This is a genomic window from Nocardia tengchongensis, from assembly GCF_054781395.1.
Genome location: NZ_BAAGUM010000005.1, coordinates 368,813 through 384,357 on the forward strand (window position 1 = coordinate 368,813; position 15,545 = coordinate 384,357).

The window sequence follows — 15,545 nt, forward strand, 5'->3', positions numbered from 1 at the left end:
TCCCTGTTCCCCTAGGTATATCGGGAATAGCAGATGTCTTGGGTGCCCAGCACTCCTGCGCGGAAGGCGTCCACCCGGGAGAAGCCACTGGGCACGGTCTTGCCGTCGGTGTCGCTGGCGGCCAGGCCGTCGGTGAGCAGACCCGAGACCGCCTCGTCGAGATCGCCCGCGGACAGCGTGATGCCGCCGCTCGCCTTGCGGCTCGGATCGGCCAGCTTCCCCGAGATCACGCCTGACAGGCAGGCCGCGCGCAAACCCGTCTTCGCACCCTTCAACGGCAGTTTCTCGGAGTGCTGCACGGCCAGTGTGTAGCGGGAGATGAACACGATGTAGGCGGTGAAATCCCCGGTGACGTTGGCGGGCAAGGCATCCTGGTCATCGGCATTGGAGACGCCGCGATCGTGCAGCGCGGAGACATCGGTGCCGATCCGATTGGTGGCCGGACAATAGGTGACCGGCGCGGTGTCGGCGCCGTTGCGGCAGTTCAGCTTCGCGGTGTCGTAGCCGTATTCGGGCTCGTCGCTGATCGGCATGATCGACGCCATCGCCTTGGCCAGATCCTGCAGGCTGGACTGGGTCACCTCGGACTGGCCGTGATTGGCGTCGTTGCCGAGGGTCTGCGGCAGATTGCCGCGGCGGCGGTCGATCTCGTTCTGGTCGATGGCCTTACAGCTCTTGGGGCCGTCGGTGAAGCCGATCTGCACGGCCGTCACCCGCTCGAACGCGGAACCGTGCACGCTCTGCGGATCGTCGGGATCGGCGTCGCGGAAGGCGACCGTCGCGGCCAGCACCGCGTTCAGGCCGTCGGAGGTGTTGATGGTGAAATGCGGGGCCTTGCCCTCGGCCACATTCCGGATGAAGGCGCCCGCGAAGCAATCCGCCTGCTGCTCCTTGACGATGGTCGGGGTGCGGCGGCCGACCAGCTTGGCCATCTCCTGGATGGCGTGCCCGTACTCGTGGGCCAGCACCATCACCACCGACATCTTCCCGAACTCGTCGGCCACCGCGGGCAGCAGCACGCCGCGATCCCAGCCCACCGAACCGTCCAGCCGGCAGTAGGCGGCGTTCACGAGCCGGTAGCTGGTCTCGCCACAGAACTGCCCGGCCTGCGAGCGCGGTGTCCTGGCGTTCCAGGAGATGAACTTGTCCACCGGCGTGAAGTCGCCGCCGAACTCGCGTGGAAACTCACCCTGCCAATAGGTCTGGATATCGTCGAGGGCGTTGAGCACCAGCTTGTCGATCATGCCGCCGTCGGAGTTCTGCGCGGTCAGCGTCGAATCGGGCACACCGGTGCGGGGTCCGCTGGGACCGCTGGTGGTAGGCAGACCGGCCACCTTGAACGGGTCGTCGTAGATGGATACGGCGTGGCCGTGAACATTTCGTGTACATCCGGACAAGAGCGCGACCGCGACGGCCAGTACCCCCAGCGTCACCAGGGTGCGGCGAATCCGCGCGGACCGGCGAGTGCGCACCGCCTCCCCTCGGCGTCTCGCCACGTGTTCTCCCTCGGCAGCCGATCGAATTCTGGTCCCGGAATCGGGCGGGCGGCCAAGAAGCGCGACGCCGGACTCCGGGGGCTTCGCTTATCATCCCACCATGTCTTCACCGGGGGCGCAGCAGATCACCGTGCGTCATGATGGAACCGAACGGGTCTTCGACGCGACTCAGCAGATCACGATGGGGCGGGCGCCGGAGGTGACGCTGTTCGTCGACAGCCCACTGGTCTCCCGCGTCCACGCGATCCTCAGCTACGAGGCCGGATCGTGGATGCTCACCGACAACGGCAGCACCAACGGCGTTTTCGTGGACGCCCGCCGGCTGTCCACGCCGCTGGTCATCAACCGGCCCACCCAGGTGCGGCTCGGCGACGCCATCAGCGGCCCGCTGCTGCACCTGCTGCCGCAGCAGGCGCGTGTGGGAGGCACGCCGTCGCAGCAGCCCGGTCTGCAGCCGAACCGGCCGCCGTCGCGCCCGCAGCCGCAGGTGGGGCAGCCGCAGCAGGCACAGCAGCCGTTCGCGCAGCGCCCGCCGGTGCAGCAGCGGCCCGCGCCGCAGCAGCCGTGGCAGCCGCCGAATCCGGTCCAGCCCAACCAGAATCAGCCGCAGTGGCCGAACCCGAACCCGAACCGGCCGGTCTCGGGACCGCAGCATCAGCAGCCGAACCCGATGCCGCAGCGGCAGACTCCGCAGGGCGGAACGCCGCCGCGGCCGAACGTGGTGCGGCCGCCGGTCAACCAGCAGCCGCAGGCCGGCGACGCGATCAACATGACCACCAAGGCCGACACCTCCGCGCTGCCGCCGATCCGCGCGCGGGCGTCCACCGCCGCCATCGCGCGCGCCGACCGGATTCCGCGCAACGGCCTGCACATCGGCCGTACCAGCGACAACGAGATCGTGGTCAATGATCCGATGGCCTCGCGCAAGCACGCGCGCCTGGTCCCGGACCGCGAGGGCCTGGCCCTCGAGGACCTCAACTCGGCCAACGGCACCTTCGTCAACGGCCGCCGGGAACAGCGCGCACTGCTGCGCGAACGCGACATCGTCACCATCGGTAACGTCGACTTCGTCGTGCAGGAAGGCACCCTGGTGCACCGGCAGCGGCCGGTCGCCGAACAGGGCCTGCACGTGCACGGCGTCTCGTTCACCGTCGAGGGCAACAAGCAGCTGCTCGTCGACGTCAACATGCAGGCCGGTCGCGGCTCGCTGACCGCGCTCATCGGACCCTCCGGCGCGGGCAAGTCCACGCTGTCGAAACTCATTGCGGGAACCACCCTTCCGTCCGCCGGTGTGGTCACCTTCGAGGGCCGCAACCTGCACGCCGAATACGAGGCGCTGCGCTCCCGCATCGGCATGGTGCCGCAGGACGACGTGCTGCACCGGCAGCTCACCGTCAAACAGGCGCTCAACTTCGCCGCCCAGCTGCGACTGCCGCCCGACACCAGCAAGGCCGACCGCAAACAGGTGATCACCGATGTGCTGAAGGAGCTTTCGCTCACCCAGCACGCCGACACCCGCGTGGACCGGCTCTCCGGCGGTCAGCGCAAGCGCGCCTCGGTGGCCATGGAACTGCTCACCGGTCCCTCGCTGCTCATCCTGGATGAGCCCACCTCGGGCCTGGACCCGGCGCTGGACCGTCAGGTCATGACCATGCTGCGGGAACTGGCCGACGCCGGGCGCACCGTCATCGTGGTCACCCACTCGGTGGCCTGCCTGGACATGTGCGATCAGGTGCTGCTGCTCGCGCCCGGCGGCAAGACCGCCTTCTGTGGGCACCCGGGCACCGTCGGGCACGTCATGGGCACCAGTGACTGGGCCGAGATCTTCGGCCGCGTCGACGCCGACCCGGATCTGGCGTTCGCGAACTTCCGGTCCCGGCAGGCGTTCGCGGAGCCGCCCGCGCCGGTCAAACCGGTGGAGCGGGCGAAGGCCCCGAAATCGAGTGCGATCAAACAGTTCTCGACCCTGGCGCGACGGCAGTCGCGGCTCATCTTCGCCGACCGCGGCTACCTGATCTTCCTGTCCGTGCTGCCCTTCGTGCTCGGGGCGTTGTCACTGGTCGTCAAGGGCAAGAACGGATTCCAATCGGCCGGCTTCGTCCAATTGCCCAACGGCGACATGGTGCCCGCCAGCAACGGTGAGGCGCAGCAGCTGCTGGTGGTGCTGATCCTCGGCGCCTGCTTCATGGGGGCCACCCTCAGCGTTCGTGACCTGGTCGGCGAGCGGGCCATCTTCTATCGGGAACGCGCGGTCGGCTTGCGGTCGGGCGCCTACCTGATGTCGAAGATCGTGATCTTCAGTCTCGCGGCGCTGTTCCAGTCGGCGGTGATGATCGGCATCGTGCTGGCGTTCAAGCCCGCGCCGGGCAAGGGCGTGGTGCTCTCGTCGGGAACCTTCGAGCTCTATCTCGACGTCGCGTTGACGGCGGTGTCGTGTGTGGTGCTGGGTCTGGCGTTGTCGGCGCTGGCCAAATCCAACGAGCAGGTGATGCCGCTGCTGGTGGTGGTCATCATGGCGCAGTTGGTGCTGTCCAGCGGCATGATCTCGGTGGCGGGTCAGACCGTGCTGGAACAGCTCTCGTGGCTGTTCCCGTCCCGCTGGGGTTACGGCGCCGGGGCGTCCACGATCAACCTGCCCTCGATGTCGTCGATGCCCGAGGCGCAGAAGGACTTCGTGTGGAAGCACACGGTCGGCACCTGGGCGATGGACATCGCCATCCTGAGCGGGATCACGGCGTTGCTCGCGCTGTTCACCTGGTCGCGTCTGCGCTTGAAGAAGCTGTCGGCGTGATCGGTCATACACCCGGGCGGGGGTGCGAAGTGGTGATTCGGTCGCGCGCTCAGCAGGGCGAGCAGGCAGACTGATGGTCGTGACGGCGCGAGTTGGGGCAGTGCATCTCGGCTGGGACGTGGTGTCGGTGGCCGCCGGTGGCGGCGGTTCGCCCATCCGCCCGGTCCTGGTTGAGGGTTCGTACACCCCTCCGGCGTATCTGCTGGCGGACGCGTCCGGGCGGCTGCACACCGCCGGCGTGGACCGGCGGCCCGATGTCGGCATTGCCATCTCGGACGTGCGCGACATCATCGGGCACCCGCAGATCGTGGTGGCCGGGGCGACCTGGCCCGCCGAACTGGTGTTCCGCGCCCGCATGCACAACCCGCTGGCCTCGGTCGTCGAACATCTCGGGGCCACACCGGATGTGCTCGCGCTGCCCTTCCCCGACGAATGGCCCGACCCCAAGGTCGACGAATTCGTGCGGCTGGTCGAACAACTCGGCGTGCCCGCCGAACCGCTGCCCGAATCGGTGGCGCTGTCCGGGTACGTGCGCGCCCTCGGCCTGGTCCGGGCGCCCGGGCGCGGGCCCGCCGTCGGCGCGGTCGGCGTCTACTCCGACGGCCGCGAATGCCTGGTCGTCGCGGTCCACGGCAACGACGATCAGCCCACCGAATCGGTCAGCGTCGCCATCACCGCCGAAGCGCTGCACGAGGCCCACGCCGCCGACAATGTCGTCATCGAGGTCATGGCCGCCGCCCGCGCCATCAACGCCGACACCTCGACCGTGCTGCTCACCGGCAACGTCTGCTTCAACGACGCGCTGCGCCTGGCCTTCCAGAACCACCTCGGCCACCGCTTCCAGGTCGCCGACCATCCGATGCACGCGCTCGTCCTGGGTGCGACCCACCTGCTGGTCGCCGACAGTGAAGGCGACCCGGCCTACGACCGGCCCCGGCCCGCCGCGGCGCAGCAGGCGGGATCGGCGCAGCAGGCCGGTGCCGCTGGGCAGCAGGCAGGATCGGCGCAGCAGACGAGTGCCGCTGGGCAGCAGACGGGATCGCCGCAGCAGGCGGGCGCCGTCGGGCAGCAGAGTGGCTCCGAACAGCAGCCTGGAGGCGCTGACGCGCGACCGATCGAGCAGGGACCGCGCCATGTCAGCGGCGGACCCGCCGACCGGCCGCTGCAACGCCAGCCCGAACCGCTGGCTCAGCAGCCGGAACTGGTTCCCCGGCACATGGATCCACCGCCCGCGCCCGAATCCGACACGCAGCGGCCGGGTTCCGCGCCGCGCACGGGCCCGCAGCCTGCGGCCGACGCCGGTAAGCCGGCGGGCGGCGACTCGGAGGGCCGGACTCGTCGTCTGACCGCCGAGGAGGTCGCGGCCGTGGCCGCCCTGACGAAGGGGTCGACGTCGGGCCGGCCCGCCGATCCGGCCGCCGAAGGACTCACGCGGCGCATCACCGCGCAGGACGCCGCGGCTCAGGCCGGCGCGACGGGCAACACCGGGCCCGGTGGCATCACCCAGCGGGTGACCGCCGCGGAATTGGCACGGCTCACACAGGCGGGAGCGGGCGAACCCGACCGGAACGCCGCCGCGGCGGCCGGGACGTCGCCGAGCGGCGATGCGGGCCAAGGGGTTACGCGCGGCACCGAAGGTCCGAGCACCGGGGGACAGCCCGTGGCCGGGGGACGCGGGACGCTACCGCCCGGGCTGGAAGGCGTCGGCGGCCGGTTCATGCGGCCGCCGGGTTCACCCGCCGACGATCAGATGACGACGGTCTTCGGACCCGGTGACCAGGGTGGTGCCGGGTCGGGCCGTCAGGGCTACGCGGCGTCGGCACACGCCGCAGATGGCGGGTACGGACCGGGTTCCGCAGGCGCGCAACAAGGTTCGGGCTCCGCGGGCGCACAGCAGGGAGCAGGTTCGGCGGGCACGCATCAAGGTTCAGGCTCCGCAGGCGCGGCGCAGGGTCCGGGTTCGGCAGGCGCGCAGCAGGGGCTTGGTGGCGCTGGTGCGCAGCAGGGGCAGGGTGCCGCGGGCACGTATGGTCCTGGCGGCCAGGGCGGTTACGGCCAGGGGCAGTCGGGTGGCGCTTTCGGGCCCGGTGGTCAGGTGCAGGGCGGCTATGGGCAGCCCGGCGCGTATGGGCCGGGTGAGTCGCAGGCCGCCGCCGGCCAATTCGGGCCGGGCGCAGGCGGGCCGGGCTCGACCGGTGGCAGCGGCTATGGCGCGGGCTACGGTTCGGCGAACGCTGCGGGGTCGGAAGGTTCCGCTCAGGGCGGTTACGGCCCGGGTGGTGCGCAGCAAGGTCCCGGCGGCCAGTACGGCTCGCAGCAGGGTCCGGGCGGGCAGTACAACCAGGGCGGATACGGCCCGGGTGGATACGGTGCGCAAGGCGGGTACGCCACGGGCGGCTATCCGGCGGGTCCCTATGGGCCCGAGGGGGATACGTCCGGTTCGGGTCGCGGGAGTTTTGCTGGATCCGGTGGAAACGCTCCTGGCCAGCCCGGCGCGATGTACGGTGGGCCGATGTCGTCGGGGGTGCGTGGGTCGAATCCGCAAGCGCCGGAAGATGCCGCTGGGCAGTCGGATTCGGACTCCGGATCGGGCTCCGAAGGTGAGCGCAAGCCACGCAAGGGCAAGCTGTGGGGCAAGATGCGCAAGCCGTTCGGCGCGCCCATCGTGGTCGGCGCCGCGGCCCTGTCGCTGCTGGGCGCGCACTCGGATCAGCGGGCGACCATGGCGGCCGAGTCCGTCCCGCCCGCGTCGTCCGTGACATCCACCGCGTCCGGAACCGCCTCCGGGACATCCACCGCGTTCGGGACCGCGTCCGGGACGTCTGTCGCGCCCGGGACCGCCTCCGGCGTCGTCGCTCGGACCGCCGTCGGGGAGCTGCGTCCGGTCGGCGACTCGTGCGCGGTGACCCCGTTCGTGTCCGGCCTGCCGGGTTCGGGCGTCGCCACCATCGGCGACCCGCAGAGCCTGGAATGCCTGCGCCTCGGCATCGACACCCTCCGCTACACGCTGCCCGGGCCGGTGCGCGGCATCGACCCCGGCCCGCCGTTGCACATCTGACCTGTGGGCCCTTCCGGCGATCGCGGGAAGGGCCCTTTCGGTTGGACGGTGATGTGCTTCACTCGCCGGTTCGCCCATTCCGGGGCTGGGGGCCGGATTCGAGGGACCGCCGCCCCCGCTGGTAAGGTTGCTCGTTGGTGTGCGGTACGGCCAGGCAACTGGTTGTCACACGAGCCCTGGGTCTCTTCCGGCCGCCGGGATCAGCTCGACCACGCACTTGGCTGGCAAAACCTACGACAGACAGGGATGCACTGTGCCTACGTACAGCCCCAAGGGCGGTGACGTGACCCGCAAGTGGTACGTCATCGATGCCACTGACGTAGTGCTCGGCCGTCTTTCCGTGCAGGCTGCGAACATCCTGCGTGGCAAGAACAAGCCGACCTACGCCCCGAACGTTGATGGCGGCGACTTCGTCATCATCATCAACGCCGACAAGGTTGCCATCTCGGGCAACAAGCGGCAGGACAAGGTCCTCTACACCCACTCCGGTCACCCGGGTGGTCTGAAGGGCCGTACCGTGGGCCAGATCCTGGACACCCGCCCCGACCGTCTGGTCGAGCGTGCCGTCAAGGGCATGATCCCGAAGAACAAGCTGGGCAACAAGATCATCGGCAAGCTGAAGGTCTACGCGGGCCCGAACCACCCGCACGCCGCCCAGCAGCCCATCCCCTTCGAGATCAAGCAGGTGGCCCAGTGACCGCTCCTGAGGAATTCAACGACGACTACGTCGTCGAGGACACCGCCGTGGAGGTCGTCGAAGAGGGTGACGGTTACGAGGCCGAGGCCGAGTACACCGAGACCTTCGCCGCGCCGGTCGCCATGGACCGTCCGGTCCAGACCGTCGGCCGCCGCAAGGAGGCCGTGGTTCGCGTGCGCCTGGTGCCGGGTACCGGCAACTTCGTGCTGAACGGCCGCACCATCGAGGATTACTTCCCGAACAAGGTGCACCAGCAGCTGGTGAAGTCCCCGCTCGTCACCGTCGAGCGCGTCGAGACCTTCGACATCTTCGCCCGCCTCGTCGGCGGCGGCCCGTCCGGCCAGGCCGGCGCGCTGCGTCTCGCCATCGCCCGTGCGCTGATCGAGGTCACCCCGGACGACCGTCCCGCCCTCAAGCGTGCCGGCTTCCTGACCCGTGACCCGCGTGCCACCGAGCGTAAGAAGTACGGCCTCAAGAAGGCCCGTAAGGCGCCTCAGTACTCGAAGCGCTGATATTGCGCCGTCAGGCTCTACCGTGCCCGGCCCTCGTGGGGGCCGGGCACGGTACCGTCTGCACGGCAACCTGTGCGAGAGCAGGCTCCCCACAACGGTTTTCGGACCGGAGGGGCGCCTGCTCTCGTGCTGTATCCACCGAACTGCAGGGGTGTTGAGGTAATGGGACGTTTGTTCGGCACCGACGGTGTCCGCGGGCTCGCCAATGACTCGTTGAGTCCGGAACTGGCACTGCAGGTTTCGGCCGCGGCCGCGCAGGTACTGAGCCGCGGGAAGAAGCGCGCGGTGGCCGTCGTCGGACGCGATCCGCGCGCCAGCGGCGAGATGCTCGAAGCCGCCGTCACCGCGGGCCTGACCTCCGCGGGCGTGGACGTGCTGTCGGTCGGCGTGCTGCCGACGCCCGCCGTCGCCTACCTGACCGGCGTGTACGACGCCTGCCTGGGCGTGATGATCTCCGCCTCGCACAACCCCATGCCGGACAACGGCATCAAGATCTTCGCCGCGGGCGGGCACAAGCTGGACGACGCCATCGAGGACCGCATCGAGGCGCTCATCACCGACGGCGGATTCACCCGGCCCACCGGCGGCGCCATCGGACGCATCCTCGGCCGGCCCGGACTGGGCGGGCACGTCTTCGACGTCACCGACCGCTACAGCCTCGAAGGCACCCACGAACGCTACGTCGAGCACCTGGTCCAGGCCACCGGCCGCGACCTGCGCGGGCTCACCGTCGTGCTGGACTGCGCGCACGGAGCGGCCTCCGAGGTCGGCCCCGCCGCCTTCCGTGAGGCGGGCGCGACCGTCATCCCGATCAACGCCGAACCCGACGGCCTCAACATCAACGCCGGCTGCGGCTCCACGCATCTGGAGCAGATCCAGGCCGCGGTGCGCGAACACGGCGCGGACCTCGGCCTCGCCCTCGACGGTGACGCCGACCGCTGCCTGGCGGTGGACGCCACCGGCGCCGTGGTCGACGGCGACGCCATCATGGCCGTGATCGCCGTCGGCATGCGCGAGTCCGGCGAACTCGCCGAGGACACCCTGGTCGCCACCGTCATGAGCAACCTCGGCCTGCACATCGCCATGCGCGCGGCCGGAATCACGGTGCGCACCACCGCCGTCGGCGACCGCTACGTGCTCGAGGACCTCCGCAACGGCGGCTACACCCTGGGCGGCGAGCAGTCCGGCCACGTGGTGTTCCCGCGCTACGGCACCACCGGCGACGGCGTGCTCACCGGCCTCAAACTGATGGCGCGGATGGCCGAAACCGGCAGCAGCCTCGCGGAATTGGCGGGCATCGTGCAGACCGTCCCGCAGATCCTGGTGAACGTCCCGGTCTCGGACAAGGCCGCCGTCGCCAGCGCGCCCGCGGTGCTGGAAGCGGTCGCCCAGGCCGAACAGCTGCTCGGCGATAGCGGCCGAATCCTGCTGCGTCCCAGTGGAACCGAACAACTGGTCCGCGTCATGGTCGAGGCCACCGACCTCGCCCAGGCGCACGACCTGGCCGATCACCTCGCCAAGCTGGTCGAGGCCGTCTAGCTTTTCGCCGAGTGGCACACCCCGGCGGTACGAAGATCCGCCCCCGGTGTGCCACTCGACGTGTCAGTGGGCTTCGGTCAGCTTGCCGTCGGCCAGGTGCCAGCGTCGGGTGGCGGTGACCGTGTCGAGCATGCGACGGTCGTGAGTCACCAACAGGACTGTGCCCTCGAAGGATTCGACCGCCTGCTCCAGCTGCTCGATGGCGACCAGATCCAGGTGGTTGGTGGGCTCGTCCAGCACCAGCAGGTTCACGCCACGTGCCTGGAGCAGCGCCAGGGCGGCCCGGGTGCGCTCGCCGGGGGACAGGGTGTCGTTGGGGCGCAGCACATGCGGGCCGCGCAGCCCGAACTTGGCGAGCAGGGTGCGGACGTCGGATTCGTTCCAGTCGGGGATCTGAGCGCTGAAAGTATCGGCGAGAGTGCCGTTTCCGCGGAACAGGCCGCGCGCCTGATCGACCTCGCCGATCGCCACGCCCGAGCCCAGCGACGAGGATCCGTTGTCCGGCTGCATCTTTCCGAGCAGCAGCGACAGCAGGGTGGACTTTCCGGCGCCGTTCGCGCCCGTCAGGACGATGCGGTCGCCCCAATCCACCTGCACCGTCACCGGACCGAGGGTGAAGTCGCCGCGGCTCACCGTCGCACCGGAGAGCGTCGCCACCACCGCGCCGCTGCGGGGCGCGGCCGCGATGGACATGCGCAACTCCCACTCCTTGCGCGGCTCCTCCACCGCGTCCAGGCGTTCGATGCGCTTGAGTGTCTGCTTGACCTTGGACGCCTGCTTCTCGGTGGATTCCGCGCGGGCCTTGCGGCCCATCTTGTCCGAGTCCGCCTTGGACTTACGGCGGGCATTGCGGACACCGTGTTCCATCCAATTGCGCTGCATGTTCGCCCGCGCCTCCAGACCGGCCTTGGTGTCGGCGAACTCGTCGTAGGCCTCGCGGGCGTGTCGGCGGGCGATCTCCCGCTCCTCCAGATACGAGTCGTAGCCGCCGTCGTAGACGCCGACCTGCTGCTGCGCCAGATCCAATTCGACGATGCGATTCACGGTGCGAGCCAGGAACTCTCGGTCGTGGCTGATCACCATGAGCGGCTCGCGGACACCGGTCACGAACTGCTCGAGCCGGGCCAGGCCGTCCAGATCGAGATCGTTGGTGGGCTCGTCCAGCAGCAGGATGTCGAAGCGGGACAACAGCACCGAGGCCAGCCCGGCCCGGGCCGCCTGACCGCCCGAGAGCACGGTCATCGGGGTGTCCAGGCCGTGTGGGAGGCTGTCGGCCAGGCCGAGATCGGCGGCCACCTCGTCGGCGCGCTGCTCCAGATCCGCGCCGCCCAGGGCGAGCCAGCGCTCCAGGGCGGGGGAGTACTCGTCGTCGCCGCCGTCGGCGAGCCGTTCGGCGGCGGAATCCATGATCCGCTGGGCGGCGGCCACGCCGGTGCGGCGACGCAGGAACTCCAGCACGGTCTCGCCGGCCACCCGCTCGGGCTCCTGGGCCAGGTAGCCGACGGTAGCGTCGGGCGGGCTCAGCACGATCTCGCCCTCGTGGGCGTCGCCGTCGGCGAGCATGCGCAACAGGGTGGACTTGCCCGCCCCGTTCACGCCGACCAGGCCGATCACATCGCCGGGGGCGAGGATCAGGTCCAGGTCGGAGAACAGCAGACGCTCGCCGTGTCCGGCGGCCAGGCCGCGCGCATGCAGAGTGGTGCTCACCTGGGCGATTCTGCCGTGTTCGGGGTGGCACCCTGACGTCGGGCCTCGGAAAGTTCAGGGTCGTCCTCGGGCTTCGGCCCGATGTGCGCGGGGTCCCGCCTCGGCAGAGTGGAGACATGACCACACAGTTTCCGACCCCGGCCCCCAAACGACTGACCCGCTCGCGGGACGACAAGTGGATCGGCGGGGTGTGCGGCGGGCTCGCCGAATACACCGGCTGGAGTTCCGGACTCGTCCGCTTCCTGTTCGTGCTCTCCTGCCTGCTGCCCGGACCGCAGTTCCTGCTCTACATCGCGCTGTGGATCATCATCCCCAAGCAGTGAGTTATCCCCAGGGCCCGAGTTATCCACATTCGGCATCGAAGGTGGTGCGAGGGGTGATCGGGAGTGCCAGGATGGGAGTCACGCCACTGCGGAGGAGTGCACATCATGGTCACATCCGGTGATCTGCCCGGACTGAATCTGCCTGAGCTGGACGCGCATTCGGAACTCGGTGCGCTGGGTGCGGTCGAGTTATCGCACCCCACGCAGGATCTCGACGCCGACGGGCTGGCCGACACCGTGACCACCGGCACCGATCACGCCATGCAGGTGTGGACGGATCTGGATCACGACGGCTACGCCGACCATGTGACCGTTGTGGACAGCGGTGGTGACTACTCGGCGTGGGAGTTCCACCACCACTCCGACGGCACCACCGAATGGGTGCGGATGGACGGCGGGCATCTCGGCGGCAGCTGAGGCCGAGCGCAGGGGGCTGCACGGCGCGTAACCGGGCCTCGCCGGCTGGCGAGGCCGGTCCGGAGGGCAAGGACTCGAGGGGGGATCAATGGGGGAATCCGGCGATTTCGGCGTGCGCATCGCAGCCCTGCATACGGCGGCCACCACCTTGCGCGACAACGCTGCGGCGCTGCGACAGCACGCCGGGGCGGTCGCCGATCACGCCTTCGGTATCGGCAATGACCGAGCGGGCCGCGACTACTCCGCGCAGGGCGCCGATGTGCACCAGGGCTTCGAACGTGCGGCGGCTTGCCTGCGCTACTGGAGTGCCGCCGCGGCCGCCACCGCCGACGTCATCGACCGCGCCGCCACCGAATACGAGCGCTTGGACCGCGACCGCGCCACCGCTCTCGACGAGGCGGGCCGATGACCTTCGACCCCAGCGGCAAGACCGTCGACCAGATCCTCGACTACGGCGCGCCCGGCCTGCGCTACTGGGAGCACTTCCTGCCCTTGTACGCCAAGGTATTCGGCGCACCGCCGGGCGCGGAACCGACGGAACTCTACGCACGCTACGACGAGCAGCGCGGCATGAGCCTCACCGAATTCGACACTGCTCGAAACGAAATGGACAAGGCGCTCGCGGACGCCGACTCCCGCTTCGCAGCCCACCGGGCGGTAGCGAACACCCTGCCCACCGCGTGGACGGGTGCCACCGGCACGGAAGCCGTCGCGCTCATGAATTCTCAACTGCGCCAGGCCCGCACCGACCTCGACACGATCCGCGCGGCATCGGGCGCGATCGCCGCGGCCCTCGACCCGATGCGTCAAGCCGTCCTCGCGAAAGCCGAACACGCTCGCGCCCTGCTCGAACCCACACCCGACGGCGAGGGCCGCCTCACCATCGATGGCAGGACACCCGACGCCATCGAGTCGATCGCCCCCACCGACCCATGGCTCACCGGCACCTTCCGCACCGACGTCGACCACAAACTCGCCGCCTTCACCGCAGCCTGCACCGCCACCGCCGACACCTTCGAATCCCACTACCGCGTGATCAGTACCGCCTTCGCGCAGGTCATCGACCACCCCTACCCTCAGCCCGCCCCGACCCTGCTGCCACAGCAAGACCCCGCCCCGGCACCGCCGACCCACGCCCCGAAGCAACGCGATCCCTCGGCAGCCCGTCCAGTTCCATCGCCGCTGCCCAACCCCACCACCGGAAAGGTGGACCCTGCCACCGGGCAGACAGACCCCGCCTTTGGACAGGGGAACCCTGCTGCCGGGCAGACAGATGCCGCCGCTGGACAGGGGAACTCTGCTGCGGGGCGGACAGACCCCGCCGCTGCGCAGGGAAACCCGACTGCCGGAGAAGCGGACCCTCTCGCCGGGCAGGCAGATCCAGCTGCGGTGGAGACCGACCCGGCTGGTGCGAAGTGCCAACCGGCAGGTGTGGAGTCGAATGCTGTTGGCGTACAGCCCTGCTCGGTCGGTTCGGCCGACGGAGGGGTGGGTGCGCCGCCGACGGCCGGATCGCGGCCGCCCGCATCCGACGGCGGGCCCGCATGCTGTCAGCCGCCCGGTGTCGCAACGGATGCGCCGGACTCGGCTCGATCTCGGTCGGAGGGGCGCACGTGTCCGACCTCCACCCACCCTGAACGTGCCGGCGGCAATACCGATTTCGCCGGCCCCGCCGCCACAACCCCGCTCGCCACTTCGGAGCCGCGGGCAACAATGGATTCGCGGGGTGACATAGAGTCGCGCACCGCAATTGAGCCACGTGGTGGAGCGGAGCCCTGGCCGGGCGCGGAGTCTGCGGCAGGTGCTGGACCGCGCGGGTCCTCGCAGACGCCCGGGGCTGCGATCGAACCGGGCCAGGCTTCGTCGGACCGGCTCGCCGAAGCGTTGAAGGGCACTCTCGAGCAGCTCGGAACCAGCCTCCGGCAAGGTATTTCAGCCACCCTCGAGCAGCTCGGCTTCCTCGCTGACCCGACATCACCCGAGCCGGTCGACTCCGGCCTTCCGGAGGACTCCGGGCATCCCAGCAACGCAGGGCACCCCGCCTCCCCGGGAGGCGGGATCAACTCCGGCGGGCCTGAAGGCTCGACACCTGCCCCGCGCGGTCCCGAAGGTGCGAATCTGCCTACTGGCCACGTCGAATTCGACATCGTTGGAAAGCATTTCGTCCTCGACCGCACGGCAAACGGCGACATGTCTGTCGCGGTAACAGACGAATCCGGTCGAACCCACACCTGGACCCTGAAGGATCACACGGGCAACCCCGCCCTCACCCCGGACAACCCCGCTGGGGGACCATTCACCCCCGCCGGCGGGGCCCAGACTCCGGGGGCAGTCCCGCCGGACCCGTGCCCGCAAGGCACTCCGTCATCGCCTGAGTCCGCCACACGGTCGGACCAGGTCGGCGGGGCGGAGATTCCCGGCGCGGGATGCCCTCCGGTCCAGCACCAGGGCCTGAACCTGTGCCGGCCTGATGATTCGTCGCGATCCGAGTCCGGCATACCGGCACCGCCGTGCGGCAGCGCCGCGCCGAATGCCGGCACTCCGCCTGGTGGAGGCCCGAGTCCGACCTGCACACCGGGTGGTTCGCCGCCATCCGAATCTGCGACGCCGCCAAGGCCGCTCGGTGGTGACCAGCTGCCGAACTTCGGTTATCCACCAGTCGATGGCATGTGTCCGGCTGCGCCGCCGCCCGACTGCGGTGATTTGCCCGGAGGGCAGCCGCTCGATGGCGGGCGAAGCGCGGTCGGAGATCCCGCGAACTGCCCGGTCGTGCCCGAAAACCCCGGGGCGACTTCACCGTTGGATAGCGCCGAGTCGCCGGGAGCGGGCGGGGCGGAGTCGGGTGGACCGGTCGGCGGTGGGGCCGTTGGTGGGCCGGTCGGCGGTGGGACCGTAGGGACGCCTGCGCCTGCGCTCGGGGGTTCGGATGTGCCGCTGGAGATTCCGGAGGGAGGGGTGGAGATTCCGGAGGTGGCGCCCGGGCTCGGGCCCGGGGCTTCCTAGGG

The 15,545-nt window shown here is 70.0% G+C and carries 11 protein-coding genes; 9 read left to right on the top strand and 2 right to left on the bottom strand.

The genetic code is table 11. The features are described 5' to 3' along the window. Positions 1 to 11: 11 nt before the first annotated feature. A complete protein-coding gene (locus tag ACYVKL_RS10240; protein WP_379168899.1) occupies positions 12 to 1,427 on the bottom strand; it encodes a neutral zinc metallopeptidase in 1,416 nt (471 codons plus the stop codon). A 169-nt stretch (positions 1,428 to 1,596) separates the two neighbouring features. Here ACYVKL_RS10240 and ACYVKL_RS10245 point away from each other — a divergent pair, with 169 nt between their 5' ends. The 5 genes from ACYVKL_RS10245 (at position 1,597) to glmM (ending at position 10,093) form a co-directional block, all read left to right on the top strand. Next, complete coding sequence (locus ACYVKL_RS10245; protein ID WP_379168662.1) at positions 1,597 to 4,287, top strand: ATP-binding cassette domain-containing protein; 2,691 nt, start codon at positions 1,597 to 1,599, stop codon at positions 4,285 to 4,287. A gap of 79 nt (positions 4,288 to 4,366) precedes the next feature. Further along, complete coding sequence (locus ACYVKL_RS10250; protein ID WP_379168663.1) at positions 4,367 to 7,345, top strand: hypothetical protein; 2,979 nt, start codon at positions 4,367 to 4,369, stop codon at positions 7,343 to 7,345. Between the two features lie 253 nt (positions 7,346 to 7,598). Further along, positions 7,599 to 8,042 carry a 50S ribosomal protein L13 gene (gene rplM / locus ACYVKL_RS10255; protein WP_357088878.1) on the top strand — a complete coding sequence of 148 codons (444 nt, stop codon included), beginning with the start codon at positions 7,599 to 7,601 and terminating at the stop codon, positions 8,040 to 8,042. Next, positions 8,039 to 8,554: a 30S ribosomal protein S9 gene (gene rpsI, locus ACYVKL_RS10260; RefSeq protein ID WP_213557936.1), complete on the top strand. Its 516-nt coding sequence runs from the start codon at positions 8,039 to 8,041 to the stop codon at positions 8,552 to 8,554. The genes rplM and rpsI overlap by 4 nt, the downstream gene beginning before the upstream one ends. A gap of 162 nt (positions 8,555 to 8,716) precedes the next feature. Beyond that, positions 8,717 to 10,093: a phosphoglucosamine mutase gene (gene glmM / locus ACYVKL_RS10265; protein ID WP_379168666.1), complete on the top strand. Its 1,377-nt coding sequence runs from the start codon at positions 8,717 to 8,719 to the stop codon at positions 10,091 to 10,093. Positions 10,094 to 10,156: 63 nt separating this feature from the next. Here the strand turns inward: glmM and ACYVKL_RS10270 are convergent, their stop codons facing one another. After that, complete coding sequence (locus tag ACYVKL_RS10270; protein ID WP_379168668.1) at positions 10,157 to 11,800, bottom strand: ABC-F family ATP-binding cassette domain-containing protein; 1,644 nt, start codon at positions 11,798 to 11,800, stop codon at positions 10,157 to 10,159. 116 nt (positions 11,801 to 11,916) lie between these two features. Between ACYVKL_RS10270 and ACYVKL_RS10275 the strand changes: the two genes are divergently transcribed. The 4 genes from ACYVKL_RS10275 (at position 11,917) to ACYVKL_RS10290 (ending at position 15,543) form a co-directional block, all read left to right on the top strand. Beyond that, positions 11,917 to 12,123 (top strand): PspC domain-containing protein, encoded by a 207-nt coding sequence (locus ACYVKL_RS10275; protein ID WP_379168670.1) that lies wholly within the window; start codon positions 11,917 to 11,919, stop codon positions 12,121 to 12,123. A gap of 105 nt (positions 12,124 to 12,228) precedes the next feature. After that, complete coding sequence (locus ACYVKL_RS10280) at positions 12,229 to 12,540, top strand: DUF6802 family protein (protein WP_213557932.1); 312 nt, start codon at positions 12,229 to 12,231, stop codon at positions 12,538 to 12,540. An 88-nt stretch (positions 12,541 to 12,628) separates the two neighbouring features. Then, positions 12,629 to 12,949, top strand: a complete 321-nt coding sequence (locus ACYVKL_RS10285) for a hypothetical protein (RefSeq protein ID WP_379168672.1) — start codon at positions 12,629 to 12,631, stop codon at positions 12,947 to 12,949. Further along, on the top strand, positions 12,946 to 15,543 hold the full coding sequence (locus ACYVKL_RS10290; protein ID WP_379168674.1) for a hypothetical protein: 2,598 nt from the start codon (positions 12,946 to 12,948) through the stop codon (positions 15,541 to 15,543). The genes ACYVKL_RS10285 and ACYVKL_RS10290 overlap by 4 nt, the downstream gene beginning before the upstream one ends. Positions 15,544 to 15,545: the final 2 nt, after the last annotated feature.

Coding starts and splice junctions, on each gene's coding strand:
- ACYVKL_RS10245 (WP_379168662.1), top strand. CDS start 1,597: ATGTCTTCACCGGGGGCGCAGCAGATCACCGTGCGTCATGATGGAACC.
- ACYVKL_RS10275 (WP_379168670.1), top strand. CDS start 11,917: ATGACCACACAGTTTCCGACCCCGGCCCCCAAACGACTGACCCGCTCG.
- glmM (WP_379168666.1), top strand. CDS start 8,717: ATGGGACGTTTGTTCGGCACCGACGGTGTCCGCGGGCTCGCCAATGAC.
- ACYVKL_RS10285 (WP_379168672.1), top strand. CDS start 12,629: ATGGGGGAATCCGGCGATTTCGGCGTGCGCATCGCAGCCCTGCATACG.
- ACYVKL_RS10280 (WP_213557932.1), top strand. CDS start 12,229: ATGGTCACATCCGGTGATCTGCCCGGACTGAATCTGCCTGAGCTGGAC.
- ACYVKL_RS10290 (WP_379168674.1), top strand. CDS start 12,946: ATGACCTTCGACCCCAGCGGCAAGACCGTCGACCAGATCCTCGACTAC.